Here is a 17,939-nt window from a genome sequence, read left to right as displayed (position 1 = left end):
GGTCGTTTCATCCATGGTCGCCGCGCCGTCACCTGTAGTACTTCTTGTGCATGGTCCTGGCCGCGTCGCCGCTGCCGAAGTGGAAGACGCCGTCCCTGTTCCCCTTCACGACGTGGGTGGGCGCGGGGGCCGCGGCGCTGTCCGGCTTCGGGTCGGCCACCAGCGGCTCCAGCTCTTCTGGGCCGTGCTCGGGGACGTGGACCCAGCCGTAGCCGCTGAACTCCTTCTCCTGGACGTGCACCCTGACGTACCGGTCCGGGTCCAGCCCCTCGCCCTCGCCCCGGAGCCGGACGACATCCTGGTAGACCCGGTCGGAGACGATCACTGCGAGATCCGTCGAGTCCAAGGTCCCCAGTACCCGCTTGAGCTGGGAGGCGTTGAGGTACCGGGCCACGGAGACCGGGGCCGGCCCGCTGTAGCCGAGGGCCGCCGTGCGGGCCACGCCGAAGTCGATGGCGAGCCGGAGCCGCATCCGCGCTCCTTCGGCGAGGTTGGCGTTGCGCTCGCCGAGCCGGACGGCAAGGTTGCGCACGAAGCTCCCCACCACCAGCGGTTCGCGGGTTTCCAGCGGCAGGACGGCGAATTCCTGGTCACCCTGCGGCTGACGCTCCCAGGACGTGCGGTCCAGGCCGCTGAGCACCGCCGCTTCCTCGAGCACCCGCACCAGGTCGGACTGGAAGGCCTCCTGGGCCGGGGTGTCGAGGCGGCTGTACTTCTCCACGTCGGCGGCCATGCACAGGTGGCGTGTGATGATCTCCTGCGCATCGAAGTGCGGTTTCATGGGCTCGGGTCTCCATCTGCCGTGGGCGAGCGAAGTCGGGGGTCAACTGTGCGCCAGGGGACGGGGAACGCCGAGTGGATCGTAGAAATACGGTTTTCGCAGGCGGGACGGGTGACGTCCGCGTCAGGGGGCGGCCTTTCGCAGCCGGGCGGTTTCTCGCAGCCGGTTGACGTCGAGGACCGTGGTGCGGCGGTAACCGGTGGTGATGAGCCCGTCCCTGCGCAGTTCGGCGAGCGCCTTGTGAATGGTGACCTCGGCCGAGCCGGTGAGCGCCGCCAGTTCCGGTTGGGTGAGGTTCACCCCTATGACGATTCCGCGCGGCACCGGATGCCCGTACGAGGCCGCCAGTTCGGCGAGTACGCGGGCGAGCCGCACCTTGACCGAGTACCCGCCGAACTCCACCCGCCGCTGGTTCGACCAGCGCAGCCTCTGGATGACGATCCGGTTGACCGCGCGCGCCGCCTCGGGGTGGGACTCGAGGAAGAAGCGGAGATCGGACTCGCGCACCATGCTGGCGGCGATCTCCCCGCAAGCGGTGACCGTGGCCGACCTCGGCGCACCGTCGTCCATGGCGGCCATCTCACCGACGATGTCCCCTCCGACCCGGATGGCGAGCAGCGCCTCGTGGCCGTTGTCGAGGGACGCGGTGACCTTGACGAACCCCGAGCGCAGGAGCACCACGTGGTTGGAGCGGTCGCCCTCGCGGATCAGGACCTCTCCGGGTAAGTAACGGCAGCGGGTACCGATCCCGAGGAGTTTGCTGCGGACGGGTTCCGACAGGCCACCGAGGAAACTGCGGGCAGGCCAATCCTCCTGACCCTGGGATGTGAACTGCGGCGTCAAGGGCTTTCCTTTCCTTCTCCGCTACGCCTCCGATCCGTTTCCGATCGGCGGGGACCAGGTGTTCCAGGGAAGCAGCTGCCAGGACGCCAGGGCAGAGTGCGCGGGGGTCCCACTTGATGCGCCCGAGCGCGCTCCGGGGCGCGCGCCGGGTGAATGAGCGCCCCACGTCGGCCAGTGCGGTGACCGCTTGCCGCGGGATCCGCGCGGAACCCCGGGGCGGTCACCTTCCGGGCCCCGCCGGGACCACCGGGTCTCCCCGCCGCCGTCCTCGGCGGACCGGTGCGGCGTGCGGGCGGCGTGCTCCGCTCGTCGCCCGCCGGGGCTAGCATCCGTTCATGACGACTACTGACCACAGCGGTTCCGTGCTGGATGTGGAGATCGGGGCCCTCCGGGGGGGGTTCCGCCGATCTGGCGCAGTACGGCGGACGGGCCGTGCTCATCGTGAACGTGGCCTCCAAGTGCGGGCTGACCCCGCAGTACGAGGGGCTGGAGCGGTTGCAGGAGCGGTACGCCGGCAAGGGGTTCACCGTGCTCGGGGTGCCCTGCAACCAGTTCCTCGGGCAGGAGCCCGGCAGCGCCGAGGAGATCGCCGCGTTCTGCTCGGCGACCTACGGCGTGACCTTCCCGCTGACCGAGAAGGTCGAGGTGAACGGCGAGGGGCGGCACCCGCTGTACGAGCGGCTGGTCGGCTTCGCGGACGGCGAGGGGCACAGCGGTGACATCCGCTGGAACTTCGAGAAGTTCCTGATCGGCCGGGACGGCCGGGTCGTCGCCCGGTTCTCGCCGCGCACCGAGCCCGAGGCGGACGAGGTCGTCGCGGCGATCGAGGCCCAGCTGGCCTAGGGACGTGCGGATCCCGGCTAGCCTCACCCCCCGGGGCGGGGGCGTCTTCGCCGGTGGTCCGGTCCGTCAGGCGGCCTTCCCGGTGAGGTGAGCCCCGGGGGCCCCGACCCGGGGGTGGGCCGAGCCCTCTCGGCAAGGACGGCGAATGGTCGAGAGGGCTCTGTGCTTGCTGCCTGTGAAGTTGTGGAGCTGCGGAGACGTGCGGTGCGAGGTGTCGTCGACGGGCCTACGGCCTGGGGGCGGTGACCGGTCCTTATGCCTTGACCGACGCCACGAAGGCGGTCCACGCGTCGGTGGGGAAGGCCAGGATCGGGCCCTCGGGGACCTTGGAGTCGCGTACGGCGAGTTCCGCGGCGGTGGGCGCCTTGACCTCGACGCAGGCTCCGTTGCCCGCGGAATATGAAGACTTCGTCCACGTCTCCGAAGCGCCCTGAATCAGTGCCATGTCCACTCCTGTTACGAGTTGCGGGGGTGCGGTTCACGCCAACCCGGTCGATTGACCGGCCCGATCGACGCTACCGGGCAACCGCCCTCGCCGGAGGAGCCGTTCACTCAAGCGGATGGCACATCCAGGGTGTGGCTTCCACCGGAGCAGACCAACGGTGTACGATCCGGCACTTCTGTCGGGCAGGACTCAGTCGACGTACTGTTCGGCCACCTTGGCGATGAATTGCCGGGATGCTTCCACATTGAGGGACTGTGCCCGCAAGTGCTCGTACATCACGGCGTACTTCTGCACGTCCTGCGCCTTCTCCAGGTACAGGTCGCTGGTGACGCCCTCCAGGTAGACCACGCTGGAGTCGGCGGCGTCGGTGAACTCCAGGATCGCGTATTGGCCGTTGAGCCCCGGGTGCGCGCCGACCTCGAAGGGCAGCACCTGTACGGTCACGTGCGGCAGCTGGGACATCTCGATCAGGTGCTCGAGCTGTTCCCGCATCACCAGTTCGCTGCCCACCACCCGGCGCAGCGCCGCCTCGTCCAGCACCACCCACAGCCGCAGGAAGTTGTGCTCGGCGGTGATACGTTCCTGTCGCCGCATGCGCACCCGGACGCGCTTCTCGATCTCGGCCGCCGACGTCTCCGGCAGCGCGCCCTGCACCAGGGCCTCCGCGTACGCGTGGGTCTGCAGCAGGCCGGTCACCAGCTGGGGTTCGTACACCCGCAGCGACTCGGCGTCGGTCTCCAGGCCGATGTAGACGCTGTACGGGATGTCCCCGAACGTGTGCCACCAGCCCTGCTGCCGCGAGTCCCGGGCCATCTCCATCAGCGAGTCGACGATCCGCTGATCCTCGACCTCGTAGACCCCGCACAGGTCGCGCACGTCGCGCTGGCTGATGGAACGCCGGCCGTTCTCCAGTCGACTGATCTTCGACTGCGACACGAGCAGCCGCTCCGCCACTTCCTCGGCCGTCATGCCCTTGAGTTCGCGGAGCCTGCGCAGCTCCTGGCCGAGCCGGCGCCGCCTGACGGTGGGATTGACATTGGACGCCACGGGACGCGCACCTCCGGCTGCCTGCCTGCACTCTGGCACTTTGCGTATCTGCTGTTGAGCAGACTGCCACCAACGCCCTTTCCACCGCTGGGAAATGGTGGATATGCGGCGCGTACGCGTCCGTTCGGGCGCGGGCGCCGTGCGCGGTGCGGGAACCGGCGCGCGAGCCGGTGCGCGAGCCGGTGCGCGGGCCCGGGCGCGCCGGGCCGGGGCGGCGCGGAGGGGGATGCGGGAGAGGTGAACGCGGTCGAGCGGGGCGGCGGGACCACGGAGGTCCCGCCGCCCCGCTCGAACCGGCGGCTTACGAACCGGCCCCGGGAGGCCGGGTGCGGATCAGTGGGCCACGGCGCGTGCCATGGACCCGTGGTGCGGCTGCATCGGAACGCCGTGCGCGGGTTCCGCGACCGGCCCGGCCCCGGGCCCGGCCTGCCGTCCGGCAGGGGCGGCCGGACCGCGCCGCGGCTGGGCCACGGCGCCGTTCTGCACGTCCATCACGGCGTGCGCCACCAGTCCGCCCATGGGGTCGTGGCGGATGAGGTCGCGCAGCCGGGACCGTGAGGACCGGCCCTCGTTGCCCGGATACAGGTGCTTGCCGAGGCCGACGGCGTGCGCCAGGGCGGCGAGCGCCGCGGTCCGCGGGTCCGGTGGTACGCCGGTGCGGATCGCGGAGTCCAGCCGGGCCCGGATCTCCCGGCTGATCTCGTTGTCGGTCGCCTGATAACGCGTCGTCGGCAGCACCCCGCACATCTGGCCGGCCACGGCATGCACCATGCCGCACCGCTCCAGGTGCGAGAGGTAGGTCTGGCGGAGCCCTAGGCGCGGCCCGCCGATCCAGTGGACGGCGCGTACCGGAGCGCCGCGCCTTCGCAGCAATTCCAGTGCGCAGTCCAGAGTCGGATCTCCTGTCGGCCGTGGCACCACCACGGCGATACGATCCCCGTCCGGGGCTATCCGTCCGGCCAGCGCCAGCTCCACTAGCTGCGCACCGGCCAGACCCAGGTCGAGCGACTGCGGCTGTGCAGTGGTACCCGTGGCCGGGTCCAGTGCCAGCAGCAGAAGCTCTTCCGGAAGTGTTCTGCGGCTCCTGCCCATCCATGCCTCCCCGCGTGGATGAATGACAGGGTGACCCCTCTCACATTGGTCTGTCGAGGGTGCGTGACCGGTTTGCGAGGGAATCGGCAAGTATGTCGTTCTCGTCTGCCGCGGCGGACAAGCCCCCACACAGGACACTGGTACATGGTTCGGACAGGGCGCGCGAGTGGGCGTGCGGCGCATGGAGGAGGCACCGGTGGCGGGCGAGTCCCCCGACAGGTCGAAGCAGCACGAGTCGTCGGCGGAACCGGCTTCGGGGGGAGCGGGCCGGGTTCCCGAGGCTCGTGATCCGCGTCTCGCGGTGGCCCGCGACGAGGACTCCTCGGGGGCCGGGGGCGCCGGGGGTGCCGGGAGCGCCGGAGCCGACACGGCGACGAAGGTCCTCTCGGCCCGGGGCGTGAAGGCCGCGGCGGAGTCCGGGAAGCGCAAGGCCGAGGAGCCGGCACGGGCGGACTCCGCACAGGACGCGGCGCCGGCCGAGGACGCCGGTCTGAGCGAGGCCGTCTCGGCGTGGGTGCGCTCGGCGGACGACACGAGGGGGACCGAGCCGGACGCGGAGGCGCCGAAGGCCGGGAAGCCCGGACCGGTGGCCTCCGGGGACGGCGAGACGGCCGGGGACGGCTCCGGGCGCCGGGGTGCGGAGGAGCCCGTCGGCAGGGGCGGGGAGGGGCCCGCGGCGGCCGGGGCGGACGGGGACGCCGGGTCGGGCACGGAGGCGGCCGTGACGCCCGGGACGGCGACCGAGGCGGACGCCGGGGCTGTCCCGGCCTCCGAGGGCGACGCGGACGCGGACCCGGACCCCGACACGGAGCCGGACGCGGGCCCGGGCGTCGGGGCCGGGCCGCGGGCGGACGGCGGGACCGTTCCGGCCGGTGAGGACGCCGTCGGCGCCGAGGCGGACACGGGCGCCGGAGCCGGAGCCACGGCCGCCCGGGCAGCGAAGGGCGAGGCGGGCCCCGCGACCGCCGCCGCCAAGGCCGAAGCCGAAGCCGACAGCGACACCCACACCGGCACCGGCGGTGCAGGCGCCCCGGCCGCGGAGGACGCCGGGACGGACGCGGAGGCGGACACGGGCCGCACGGCTGCCCCGGCCGCGAGGACGGGCGCCACGGCCTCCCGGGCAGCGAAGGGCGGGCCGGACGACGAGGCCGCTCCGGACGCCGGGGTGGGCAAGAAGGCGGGCCCGGACGCGGCGGCCGGAGCCGAGGGCGACCCCCGGGCGGCCGTCGACCAGCCCACCACCCTGTTCAAGGCCGCGCGGCCCGGCAAGGGCGGTGTCGACCAGCCGACGACCATGCTGAAGACCGGCGCGGCCCGGAAGGCCGCGGAGCCGGAAGCCGCGGCCCCGGCCGCAGCCGGGACCGCGGCCGCCGGGAAGAGCGCGGCTCCGGAACCCGAGGCCGGGACCGCCGAGAAGACCCCGGCCCCCGCTCCCACCCCCGCCCCCGCCCCCGAGCGCACCAGCAAGTTCGTCGCGTTGAAGTCGGACGTCGCCCCGGCCGTGAAGCCGGACGTCACCACGGCCGTCCCCCAGGTGGGTCCGGAGCGCACCACCCAGCAGCCGCTGCCGCCCAAGCCGCCGCTGGACCTGCTGGCGGAACTGACGAACACGCCACCGCCGCCGGAGACCCCGGTGCGCACGCTGGTGCGGCGGGTCAAGATCTGGACCCCCCTGGTCCTGCTCCTGGCGATCGTCCTCGCGGTCGTGCAGGCGTTCCGCCCGCTCCCCGCGCCCACACTGGACCTCACGGCGAAGGACACGTTCACCTTCGGCGGGGCGAAGGCCGGCATCCCGTGGCCCGCGCAGGGCCAGGCGGCCCTGGACGTGCAGGGCATCGGCAGCTTCGGTTCGTCCGGCACGCAGAAGCCCGTGCCGATCGCGAGCGTCGCGAAGGTGATGACGGCGTACATCGTGCTGCGCGACCATCCGCTCAAGAGCGGCGCCCGCGGGCCGAAGATCAAGATCGACCAGGCGGCGCAGGACCAGTCGCAGGCGGGCCAGGAGTCCACCGTCGACGTCACCGCCGGTGACGCGATCACCCAGCGCGAGGCCCTGGAGAGCATCCTCATCGCGTCCGCGAACAACATCGCGCGCCTGCTGGCCCGCTGGGACGCGGGCTCGGAGAAGTCCTTCGTGGCGAAGATGAACGCGACCGCCAAGGGCCTCGGCATGGCCAACACCACGTACACCGATCCGTCGGGTCTGACGGACTCCACGGTCAGCACGGCCGTGGACCAGGTGAAGCTGGCCAAGGCCGCGATGACCGAGCCCGCCTTCCGCGAGGTCGCGGCGATGATGTCGTACGACGACTACAAGGGGGTCAACCACCCCAACTGGAACCACCTGGTCGGCCACGACAACGTCGTCGGCATCAAGACCGGCACCACCACCTCCGCCCTCGGCAACCTCGTCTTCGCCGCCAAGCAGGAGGTCGGCGGCCAGACGCGGACCATCGTCGGCGCCGTGATCCGCCAGCCCGCCGGCGGCTCGGACAACACGATCCTCAGCGGGGCCCTGGACGCCGCGGACAAGCTCATCCGGTCCGCGCAGAGGGCGCTGAAGCCGGCCACGGTGCTGAGGAAGGGCGAGGTCGTCGGGTACGTCGACGACGGGCTCGGCGGCCGTACGCCGGTCGTGACCACGAAGGACGTCACGGCCGCCGGCTGGTCCGGCCTGAAGGTGAGGCTGTCGTTCGGCGCGGGCGACCTGCCGCACACCGCGAAGGCCGGGACCCGGGTCGGCTCGCTCACCGTGGGCGACGGTTCGGCCGGTGCCGTCAAGGTGCCGGTGGCCCTGCGGGAGGACCTGGCCGAGCCCGGCCTCACGGACAAGCTGACCCGCCTCGGCTGAACCCGGCCCCGCACCCGGGCACCGCACCCCGCTGACGGAGCTCCGCGGCGGGGTGCGTGCTAGCGTCGCGAACCGGGGCAGGTCGCCGGTCGCGGGACACGGCCGCGAACTGACGGCAAGCGGCCGGGACACCGGGGAACCCGGCCGAGAACGGAAGACGGGACACGGGGAGTGCCTTCAGGTGGCCACTGCGGAGCCGACACGCGCCGACGACGCCGGTCCGGGACCGGGGTCCGGACCGCGAATACGCCTGTCCTCGACTGATCCGGGCGGTGGTCGCGAGGACCGCGCGCCCAGCCGTGCGGAACGGCTGCGCCGGCGGCTCCTGCGCCGCCCGGCACTGTCCGTCACCGCCCTCGCGGGCGTCCTGCACGTCATCTGGTTCTTCACGTTCGCCAACAGCGGCGGCGACCTCGCGGCCCAGGACGCCTGGGCGGAGTTCGTCGGCCGGCACCCGGACTCGGCGTACAACCTCGCCTGGTACGGCGGCATGCACCCGGTGTCGTACAGCGTGGTCTCGCCGTACCTGATGTCCGTCCTCGGCGTCCGCACGACGATGATGATCGCCGGCACCGTCTCGGCGGGCCTGCTGACGGTGGTCCTGATCCGCAGCCGCGTGGTGCGCAACCCCCTGTGGGCCTCGCTCGCCGGGGTCTTCGCGCTCCTGTGCAACGCCGTGTCGGGGCGGGTGACCTTCGGGCTCGGCACGATGTTCGCGCTCGGCGCGGTCGCGGCCGTGTTCTGCTGGCCGCACCGGTGGCGGTTCAAACGCTGGGCCAAGGCGCTGGTCGCCGCCCCGCTGGCCGCGCTCGCCACGATGGCCTCGCCGGTCGCGGGGCTGTTCGTGGGCCTGGTCGCGGTCGCGCTGTTCCTGCAGAAGCGGCGGCCGGGGGCCTGGGCGCTGGGGCTCGCGCCGGCGGCCGTGGTGGCCGTCTCGGCGTGGCTGTTCCCGTTCTCCGGCACCCAGCCGATGACGTTCGGCTCGGTGGTCATGCCGCTGCTGTACGGCCTGCTGTGCCTGTTCCTGGTGCCCAGGCAGTGGGTCACCGTCCGGCTGACGGCGGCCGTCTACAGCCTCGCGGTGGTGCTCGTGTGGCTGATCAGCTCGCAGATCGGCTCCAACATCTCGCGACTGCCGATGCTATTCGCGGGTGCGACGCTGATCGCGGCGCTGCCGTTCACGGTGCCGCGCTCGCGCAAGTGGTACGTGACCGTCCTGGCGCTCCTGGGCTTCGCCGGCTGGATCGGCTTCAAGTCGGTCGACGACGTCGTCCACACGACCCCGGCGGCCTCCTGGGCCCGGGAGCTGGCCCCGCTGGTGAACGAGTTGCAGGAGGTCGGCGCGGAGCGGGGCCGGGTGGAGGTGGTCCCGGCGCGCTCGCACCGCGAGGCCTCCGCGCTCGCGCCGTACGTGAACCTGGCGCGCGGCTGGAACCGGCAGGCCGACATGGAGCGCAACCCGCTCTTCTACGACGACACGCTCAACTCGGCCAACTACCACGAGTGGCTCCAGCGGTGGGCCGTGCACTTCGTGGTGGTGCCCAAGGACGAGCCGGACGGGGACGGCGGTGAGCGCGAGCGGGCCCTGGTCCAGCGCGGGATGCCGTACCTGACGCAGGTCTGGGGCGACGCCAACTGGCAGTTGTTCAAGGTGACGGACCCGGCGCCGCTCGCGGAGCCCGGCGCGGTGGTGCAGCGGGCCGAGCAGGGCGAGATGACGCTCCGGGTGCGCAGGGCCGGGCGGATCCTGATCAAGATCCCGTACTCGCCGTGGCTGAGCGTCGTCGACGCGCACGGCAGGAGCCTCGAACCGCCGCGGGAGACGGAGGCGTCCAAGCACCGGGCGGAGGGCACGCCGAGGACGTACGACAACCCCAACGGGTGCCTGATGGAGACGCCGGAGGACGCCGAGGGCGACAAGTGGACGGTGCTGCTCGCGCCGCGTGCGGGGACGTACCGGCTGGCGGCGCCGTACCAGCTGCCGCGCGGCACGCCGTGTCCGGACGAGCTGAGGACGCCGTGAGCCGGCGCCGCGCGGCCGAGGGCTGATTACCACCGTAATTGTTCATGTAGGTGAACGCAGGTCATCTCGGCGGACGATTTTACCCGCTCTTGACCAGACGCTTCCTTGCCGTATGTCCACCTGCAAAACCAGAGTTCACATGCCTGACTGCCTGACTCCGGCTGCGGACCCTGGAAGGGGACACATGAACGGTTTCGACTGGGCGGTACTCATCGGCTACTTCGGTGTGATGGTCGCGATCGGCGTCTGGTCGCACAAGCGCGTGGACAACGTCAGCGACTTCTTCACGGCCGGCGGCCGGATGCCCTGGTGGCTGTCCGGCATCTCGCACCACATGTCGGGCTACAGCGCGGTGATGTTCACCGGGTACGCGGGCATCGCCTACACCTACGGCGTCACCTCCTTCGTCACCTGGTCCTTCCCGATCGCGCTGGGCATCGCCATCGGCTCCCGGCTGTTCGCGCCGCGCATCAACCGGCTGCGGTCCCGGCTGCACGTGGCCTCCCCGCTGGAGTACCTGAAGAGCCGTTACGACCTCTCCACGCAGCAGGCGCTCGCCTGGTCCGGCATGCTGCTGAAGATCGTGGACGTCGGCGCCAAGTGGGCGGCGATCTCCACCCTGTTGTCGGTGTTCACGGGGGTGTCGCTGAACCAGGGCATCCTCATCACGGGCGCGATCACCGCCTTCTACTGCACGATCGGCGGCCTGTGGGCGGACGCGCTGACCGAACTCGGCCAGTTCGTCATCCAGTTGCTGGCCGGAACCTCGATGTTCGTCGCGGTCGTGCTGAAGCTGGGCGACAAGGGCATCGGCTTCCTCGGCGCCTGGGACGAACCCGCGCTGCACGGGCACGGCAAGCTGCTCGCCGGGCCCTACGGCACGGTCTTCCTGCTCGCGTTCCTCTTCATCAAGCTCTTCGAGTACAACGGCGGCATGCTCAACCAGGCCCAGCGCTACATGGCGACGGGCAGCCCGCGGGAGGCCGAGCGTTCGGCGCGCCTGTCCGCGGCCCTGTGGCTGGTGTGGCCGGTGGTCCTCTTCTTCCCGATGTGGATGTCCCCGCTGCTGGTCCACGCGCGAAAGCCGGACGGCTCCGACTCCTACGCCCTGATGACCGAACAGCTCCTCCCCCACGGCCTGCTGGGCCTGGTCGTCGTCGGGTTCTTCTCGCACACCATGGCCATGTGCTCCTCCGACGCCAACGCCATCGCCGCGGTGTTCACCCGGGACGTGGCGCCGGTGCTGTCGTCCCGGGCGCGGGCGTGGGGCGAGCGTTCGGGCCTGGCCGCGGCCCGGGTGACGACGGTCGTCTTCCTCGGCCTGTCCATGGCGGTGGCCACGCAGGTGGACTCCCCCGCCTTCAAGGACATCATCACGGTCGTCATCAAGTGGGTGGCGGGTCTGATGGGGCCGATCGCGATCCCGATGATGCTGGGCCTGCTCCGGCCGTTCCGCCGCTCGGGGCCGACGGCCGCGCTCACCAGCTGGGCGACCGGTCTGCTGACGTTCTGGCTGGTCAACTACCCCGTCAACGGGAACGTCGACGGGGGCGTCCCGCTCCAGTACCAGGTCTCGGTCCCGCTGGCCGTCTCCCTGGTCCTGTACGTCGTGATCGGTCTGCTCAAGCCGGAGGACACCCCGGAGCGGCTGGCGCTCATCGAGCGGATCAACACGGACGGGGACGCGGGGGCGGCCGTGCCGGTGCCGGCGGGGGACGGAGACGACGTGGCGGGGACGCCGGTGACCGACTGAGCGCCGGGCGGGCGCGGACGGCCGCCGGCCGCGGGTGCCCGCCCGGGCTCAGGCCCGCGGGTAGCGGGCCAGCCAGCCCGGGGAGGAGCCGGCGGGGCCGTGCAGCGCGGGTCCCTGGGTCATCTCCATCGCGAAGTCGTCGGCCAGTTCCAGGATCGTGGGGCGGCCCTCCAGTTCGGCCAGCCAGGCCGGCGGGAGGGCCGTTTCGCCGTGCAGGGCGCCCAGGAGGCCGCCGGTGAGGGCGCCGGCCGCCGCGGAGGGACCGCTCTGGTTGACGGCCAGGCACAGTCCGTGGCGCACGTCCTCGCCGACCAGCGCGCAGTACACGGACGCGGCGAGCAGGCCGTCCGCGGTGCCGTGGCCGGCCAGTTCCTCGACCCGGGGCGGGCCGGGCACGCCCTGGCGGACCGCGCCGAGCGCCTGCTGGAGGGCCTCCGTGACGGGCTGGTGGCCGGGGCGGGCCCCGAGCAGCGCCAGGGCCCGCTGCACGGCGCCGTCCAGGCTGTCGCCGCGGGCCAGCGCGTGCACGATGACGGCGTACGCGCCCGCCGACAGGCAGGCGACGGGGTGGCCGTGGGTCTGGGCCGCGCACTCCACGGCGAGCTGGACGACGAGCTGGGGCTCCCAGCCGACCAGCAGGCCGAAGGGCGCCGAGCGGGCCACCGCCTCCGGGCCCGGCTCACCGGGGTTCTTCGGGGACTCCAGCGTGCCCATGGTGGCGTCGCCGAGGCCGAGGAGGAGGGCCCGGGTCGGGTTCCGGCGGGCGTACAGCCACTCCTCCCGGGCCAGCCAGCCGTCTTCCGCGCGGCGCTCGTCCGGCCCCCAGTCCCGCTGGGTGGCGGCCCACCGCAGGTACGCGCGGTGCAGGTCGGTCGGCGGGTGCCAGGCGCCGGTGTCCCGGCGCACCTGGGCGCGGATCAGCCCGTCCACGGTGAACAGGGTGAGCTGGGTGTGGTGGGTGACCGCTCCGCGCCGCCCGTGCCCCCGGGCGAGGTCGAGCAGGCCGCCCGGGCCGTACGCGGCCCGGATCTCCGCCAGGCCGAGCGCGTCGGCGGGCCCGCCCAGCGCGTCCCCGACGGCGACGCCGAGGAGGGCGCCGCGCACCCGGCTGCGGAAGTCCTGCTGTTCGGCGCGGCCCCAGACGGCACCGGATGTCGCACCCATCCAGACCTCCTCACGGCACCGCCCGTCCGATGCTGTGCACTGTAATCGACCGGGAACGGTCCGTTCAGGGGGCGGATCCCCTCCACAGCACCATTTCCGTACAGCCGCGAACGCCGGGCGGTCCTCCACCAGCGGTCGCCGGGAGAGCGGTCCTCCCCGCTCCCCGGACACGGCCGTCCCCCGCGCCGTCACCGGTGCCTCCCGGGCCGCGCTCCCGGTTCGCGGACCGGGGCCGGCAAGTGGCGCAAGCGCATGACGGAGGGGGCGGGCGCCGGGAAGAATCCAGGCATGACCATGACCACCACACCCACCGCTTCCACGACCCCCGCCCGGTCCACCGGCCTCACGCTCGCCGCCGGTGTGCTCACGGGGATCCTCGCCCTTTACATCGCCCTCGTCGCCCTGGGGAACATCACCGACTTCGGCACCAACCAGCAGTTCGTGCGGCACGTGCTGGCGATGGACACGACGTTCAAGGACGACGACCTGATGGGGCGGGCGATCACCAGCACCGGGCTGCAGGACGCCGCCTACGTGGCCATCATCGTGTGGGAGACCGTCGCCGCCCTCGTGCTGATCGCGGGCACGTACCTGTGGGCCCGGCGGGACCGCCTGCGCGCCCGGCGGCTGTCCACCTACGGGCTGCTGATGCTCCTGCTGCTGTTCGGGGCCGGGTTCATCGCCATCGGCGGGGAGTGGTTCGCGATGTGGCAGTCCAAGAGCTGGAACGGGCTGGACGCCGCGACCCGGGTGTTCCTGCTCAGCGGCGTCGCGCTGATCGTCAACCACCTGCCCGGCGGGCAGCGGGACGCTATTTGACGACCGACACCTTCGTGCCCGTGTCCCCGAACGCCCACAGTGCCGCCCCGTCCTGCTTGTGGACGCGGATGCCGCCGGTCTGCTTGCCCTCGGCCGGCGGCGGGGACGAGCCGTCGACGGCGTTGGAGAAGGCGATGTTCACGCCCGACGCCACGGTGAAGTAGAGGATGTGCTCGATGGGCACGCCGTCCGAGCCGGTGATGCTGTCCTTGCGCAACGTCACCGAGTAGCGGCCGGGCGCGGGGTTCACCGTGCCCGGCCACACCGTGAAGGTGCGGGACGCCTCGCCCGTGGCGTCCACCAGCCACACCCGCTTCCCGGCGAGCGAGTAGACGATCCGGCGGCCCGTGCCGGACAGCTCGGGGACCGCGGGCGGCGCCGCCGGCCTGGGGGCGGCGGACGCGTGGGCGCTCGCCGGCGCCGACGGCCGGGGCCCGGCCGTCGCGGCGGTGGGATGCGGCCCGTGGTCCGCCTGGACGGCCAGGGCGACGACGACCGCGGTCGCCCCCGCCGTCAGACCGGAGACCCAGGCCCACGAGGGCAGTCGGGCAGCCACGGGTACGCATCTCCTCCGCTACGGGTCCCCCTTGCTCAGAACGGGGGTCGGATCATCGTACTCAGTCCGCGCTCAGTCCAGGACCGGCAGCAGCTCGGGCAGGTGCCCGTCGGAGGCCTCGGCCGCCCGCCGCCGTTCCCCGGGCACCTCGCCGTAGAGGGTGGTGCGGGGTTTCGCGGGGCGGCCGGCCGCCTCCGCCACCGCGATCAGGTCGCGGACGGACTTGTACGAGCCGTAGGAGGAGCCCGCCATGCGGGAGATCGTCTCCTCCATGAGCGTGCCGCCGAGGTCGTTGGCGCCGGAGCGGAGCATCTCCGCCGCACCCTCCGTGCCCAGCTTGACCCAGCTCGTCTGGATGTTGGGGATGTGGGGGTGCAGCAGCAGGCGGGCCATCGCCGTCACGGCCCGGTTGTCGCGCAGGGAGGGGCCGGGGCGCGCGATGCCCGCCAGGTACACCGGGGCGTTGGTGTGGATGAAGGGAAGCGTCACGAACTCGGTGAAGCCGCCCGTCCGCTGCTGCACGGCGGCCAGGGTGCGCAGGTGGCCGAGCCAGTGGCGGGGCTGGTCGACGTGGCCGTACATCATCGTGGAGGAGGAGCGGATGCCCAGTTCGTGGGCGGTGGTCACCACCTCGATCCAGGTCGCCGCGGGCAGCTTGCCCTTGGTGAGGACCCAGCGGACCTCGTCGTCCAGGATCTCGGCGGCCGTGCCGGGGATGGAGTCCAGGCCCGCCTCCTTGGCGGCCGTCAGCCACTCGCGCACGGACAGGCCGGTGCGGGTCGCGCCGTTGACGACCTCCATCGGCGAGAACGCGTGGACGTGCAGGCCGGGGACGCGTTCCTTGACCGCCCTGGCGATGTCGAAGTAGGCCGTGCCGGGCAGGTCGGGGTGGATGCCGCCCTGCATGCAGACCTCGACCGCGCCCACGTCCCAGGCCTGCTGGGCCCGGTCGGCGACCTGTTCCAGGGAGAGCGTGTAGGCGTCCGCGTCCGTCCGGCGCTGGGCGAAGGCGCAGAAGCGGCAGCCGGTGTAGCAGACGTTGGTGAAGTTGATGTTGCGGGTGACGATGTAGGTGACGTCGTCGCCGACCGCCGACCTGCGCACGTCGTCGGCCACCCGGCACAGCGCGTCGAGCGCCGGGCCGTCGGCGTGCAGGAGGGCGAGCGCCTCCTCGTCCGTGAGTTTCGTGGGGTCGTCGGCCGCCGTGCGCAGCGCCTGGCGCACGTCCGTGTCGATGCGCTGCGGGGTCATGCCGGGGGCCGCCGCCTCGCGCAGCGCCGCCCAGTCGCCGTAGACCTCGTCGAAGTCGCCGCGCCGGTCGCCGGTGCGGCCCTCGGTGTCGATGGACGCGTGCAGGTCCGTGCGGCCGGTGGCGGTGAAGACCTCCTCCGGCTCCTGCCACGGGCGGCCCTCGACCACCGCGTCCGGGCGGGCCAGGCCGGTCACCGGGTCGGCCAGGGCGCTGACGTGCGGGCGCAGCCGCGGGTCCAGCCAGGGCTCGCCGCGGCGGACGAACTCCGGGTACACGCACAGGCGTTCGCGCAACTCGAAGCCGGCGGCCCGGGAGCGGGCGGCGAGTTCCTCGATCCGCGGCCAGGGGCGTTCGGGGTTGACGTGGTCGATCGTCAGGGGGAGACGCCGCCCCAGTCGTCGATGCCGGCCGCGATCAGCCGCTCGTACTCGTCGTCGACGAGGTTCGGCGGCGCCTGGAGGCAGGCCGAGGGGCCCATGACGTGCCGGGCGACGGCCACCGCGGCGACCAGGTCGTCCAGTTCGGCGTCGGGCATCCGGCGCATCGCCGTGTCCGGCTTGGCGCGGAAGTTCTGGATGATGAGTTCCTGGATGCCGTGGTGGGCCCGGGCCACCCTGCGCAGCGCGAACAGGGACTCGGCGCGCTCCTCGTGGGTCTCGCCGATGCCGATCAGCAGACCGGAGGTGAAGGGGACGGAGGAGCGGCCGGCGTCCTCCAGGACGCGCAGCCGTACGGCGGGTTCCTTGTCCGGGGAGCCGTGGTGCGGGCCGCCCGGCTCCGACCACAGCCGCCGGGCGGTCGTCTCCAGCATCATGCCCATCGACGGGGCCACCGGCTTCAGCCGCTGGAAGTCGGTCCAGGTCATGACGCCCGGGTTGAGGTGGGGCAGCAGGCCCGTCTCCTCCAGGATGCGGATGGAGACGGCGCGGACGTAGGCGATGGTGTCGTCGTAGCCGTGCGCGTCCAGCCACTCGCGCGCCTCGGGCCAGCGGTCCTCGGGCTTGTCGCCGAGGGTGATCAGGGCTTCCTTGCAGCCGAGGGCGGCGCCCCGGCGGGCGATGCCGAGCACCTCGTCGGGGGACATGAACATCCCGTGGCCCGCCCGGCGCAGCTTGCCGGGGACGGTGGCGAAGGTGCAGTAGTGGCACGTGTCCCGGCACAGCCGGGTGAGGGGGATGAAGACGCTCTTCGAGTAGGTGATGACGCCGGGCCTGCCCGCGGCGTCCAGGCCCGCGTCCCGCACCCGGGCGGCGGACGCGGCGAGGTCGGTGAGGGCCTCGCCGCGGGCCTGGAGCAGCACCGCCGCCTCGGAGACGTCGAGGGCGACGCCGTCCCGGGCACGTTTGAGGGCGCGACGCATGGAGTTCTCGGTGGGGCCGGTTCCGGAGGTCGCGGAAGTCGTCATTCCTTGAGCATACGTTCGCCCTGATCAGCGCGGTGGGGGGACTCGGGGCCCCGGCCGGTTCACGCCGCCAGGCAGCCGGCGTGGGCGTCGAGCGTGCGCAGCGCCTCCGTCTCGCCGGCGGACGGCAGTTGCAGCGCGGCCTCCTCGACGCCCAGGTCGGCGTAGTGGGCGAGCTTGCCGGGGGTGGGGTGCACGGCGTAGGGGACGACCTGGGGGGCGGCCGGGTCGCGGCCGGCGTCCGCCCACACGGGGCGCAGCACGGGCGGCGACTCGGTGGGGCCGTGTCCGCCGATGGGCAGCCGGCCGTCGCCGCAGGCGGCGATGTCGGCGATGTCGGCGATGTCGGCGATGTCGGCGAACAGCTTCGGCCCGGCGGCCCCGCCGACCAGGGTGCGGGGTCCGACGACCGGCCCGCGCGGCGCGGGCACCGGCTTGGGGTGGGCGAAGCCGGGGCGCACGCCGCCGTACCGGCCGTCGTAGCCCGTGGGCTCCTCGGACCACAGGGCGCGCACGAGGCCCGTGCGGTCGCGGACCAGGGCCCGGCGGGTGCGCCACTCGACGCCGTGGTCGGCGGCTTCCTCCACGTTCCAGCCGAAGCCGGGCCGAGCGCGAAGCGTCCGCCGGAGAGGTGGTCGAGGGTGGCGGCCTGCTTGGCCAGGCCGATCGGGTCGTGCTGGGCGACCAGGGTGATGCCGGTGCCGAGGCCCAGCCGCTCGGTCGCGGCCGCCGCCCGGGCGAGGGCGGCGGAGGGGTCGAGGGTGCGGCCGTACTCGCGCGGCAGTTCGCCGCCGGCCGGGTCGGGGCTGGTCCGCTCGACGGGGATGTGGGTGTGCTCGGGCAGGTACAGCCCGGCGAAGCCGCGCTGTACCAGTTCGCGGGCGAGCCGGACGGGGGTGACGGTCTCGTCGGTGGGGAAGACCATGACGGGGATGCGCACGCGCCCTCTGCACCGGGCGCGGCACCGCCTGTCCATACCGGCCGATCGGCATCCTGGCATGGCGGGGCCGGCGGGCGCCGGGGCCGACGCCGCCGCACGGCCCGCTTGTTGCGGAGAGGCTGTGAGGA

General features: G+C 72.9%; 11 protein-coding genes and 3 pseudogenes. 5 read left to right on the top strand and 9 right to left on the bottom strand.

Features of this window, described 5'->3' with window-relative positions; translation table 11 throughout:
* Positions 1-28: 28 nt before the first annotated feature.
* Both QQY24_RS18105 and QQY24_RS18100 read right to left on the bottom strand, forming a co-directional pair.
* Entirely contained in the window at positions 29-781 is a 753-nt protein-coding gene (locus QQY24_RS18105) for a hypothetical protein (RefSeq protein WP_301973733.1), read from the bottom strand.
* A 123-nt stretch (positions 782-904) separates the two neighbouring features.
* Entirely contained in the window at positions 905-1,624 is a 720-nt protein-coding gene (locus tag QQY24_RS18100; RefSeq protein ID WP_301973732.1) for a Crp/Fnr family transcriptional regulator, read from the bottom strand.
* Positions 1,625-1,959: 335 nt separating this feature from the next.
* Between QQY24_RS18100 and QQY24_RS18095 the strand changes: the two are divergent.
* Positions 1,960-2,467, top strand: a pseudogene (locus QQY24_RS18095) (glutathione peroxidase).
* 253 nt (positions 2,468-2,720) lie between these two features.
* On the opposite strand, the gene QQY24_RS18090 reads toward QQY24_RS18095, so the two are convergent.
* From QQY24_RS18090 to QQY24_RS18080, 3 genes are all read right to left on the bottom strand, one after another.
* Positions 2,721-2,912 (bottom strand): DUF397 domain-containing protein, encoded by a 192-nt coding sequence (locus tag QQY24_RS18090; protein WP_301973731.1) that lies wholly within the window; start codon positions 2,910-2,912, stop codon positions 2,721-2,723.
* Positions 2,913-3,101: 189 nt separating this feature from the next.
* Positions 3,102-3,959, bottom strand: coding sequence for a helix-turn-helix transcriptional regulator (locus QQY24_RS18085; protein ID WP_301973730.1), 858 nt, complete (start codon positions 3,957-3,959; stop codon positions 3,102-3,104).
* A gap of 333 nt (positions 3,960-4,292) precedes the next feature.
* Positions 4,293-5,051, bottom strand: a complete 759-nt coding sequence (locus tag QQY24_RS18080) for a GPP34 family phosphoprotein (RefSeq protein ID WP_301973729.1) — start codon at positions 5,049-5,051, stop codon at positions 4,293-4,295.
* 181 nt (positions 5,052-5,232) lie between these two features.
* Here QQY24_RS18080 and QQY24_RS18075 point away from each other — a divergent pair, with 181 nt between their 5' ends.
* The 3 genes from QQY24_RS18075 to QQY24_RS18065 all read left to right on the top strand — a co-directional run bounded on the left by QQY24_RS18075 (position 5,233) and on the right by QQY24_RS18065 (position 11,678).
* Positions 5,233-7,902: a D-alanyl-D-alanine carboxypeptidase gene (locus tag QQY24_RS18075; RefSeq protein ID WP_301973728.1), complete on the top strand. Its 2,670-nt coding sequence runs from the start codon at positions 5,233-5,235 to the stop codon at positions 7,900-7,902.
* A gap of 181 nt (positions 7,903-8,083) precedes the next feature.
* Entirely contained in the window at positions 8,084-9,925 is a 1,842-nt protein-coding gene (locus QQY24_RS18070) for an MFS transporter (RefSeq protein WP_301973727.1), read from the top strand.
* Positions 9,926-10,109: 184 nt separating this feature from the next.
* Positions 10,110-11,678, top strand: coding sequence for a sodium:solute symporter family protein (locus QQY24_RS18065; protein WP_301973726.1), 1,569 nt, complete (start codon positions 10,110-10,112; stop codon positions 11,676-11,678).
* Positions 11,679-11,726: 48 nt separating this feature from the next.
* Here the strand turns inward: QQY24_RS18065 and QQY24_RS18060 are convergent, their stop codons facing one another.
* Complete coding sequence (locus QQY24_RS18060) at positions 11,727-12,842, bottom strand: ADP-ribosylglycohydrolase family protein (RefSeq protein WP_301973725.1); 1,116 nt, start codon at positions 12,840-12,842, stop codon at positions 11,727-11,729.
* Between the two features lie 294 nt (positions 12,843-13,136).
* On the opposite strand from QQY24_RS18060, the gene QQY24_RS18055 reads away from it, so the two are divergent.
* Complete coding sequence (locus tag QQY24_RS18055; protein WP_301976277.1) at positions 13,137-13,661, top strand: DUF2165 domain-containing protein; 525 nt, start codon at positions 13,137-13,139, stop codon at positions 13,659-13,661.
* Here QQY24_RS18055 and QQY24_RS18050 read toward each other — a convergent pair.
* The 3 genes and pseudogenes from QQY24_RS18050 to QQY24_RS18040 form a co-directional block, all read right to left on the bottom strand.
* A complete protein-coding gene (locus QQY24_RS18050) occupies positions 13,654-14,217 on the bottom strand; it encodes a hypothetical protein (protein WP_301973724.1) in 564 nt (187 codons plus the stop codon). The genes QQY24_RS18055 and QQY24_RS18050 overlap by 8 nt on opposite strands.
* Positions 14,218-14,289: 72 nt before the next feature.
* Positions 14,290-16,874 (bottom strand): annotated as a pseudogene (locus QQY24_RS18045) (bifunctional FO biosynthesis protein CofGH).
* A gap of 59 nt (positions 16,875-16,933) precedes the next feature.
* Positions 16,934-17,811, bottom strand: a pseudogene (locus tag QQY24_RS18040) (TIGR03619 family F420-dependent LLM class oxidoreductase).
* Between the last annotated feature and the right edge of the window lie 128 nt (positions 17,812-17,939).

It is taken from the genome of Streptomyces sp. TG1A-8 (assembly GCF_030499535.1).
Taxonomy (GTDB): Bacteria; Actinomycetota; Actinomycetes; order Streptomycetales; family Streptomycetaceae; genus Streptomyces.
The sequence above is the reverse complement of the archived record's forward strand: the minus strand, read 5'-3'. Positions and strand labels throughout refer to the sequence as shown.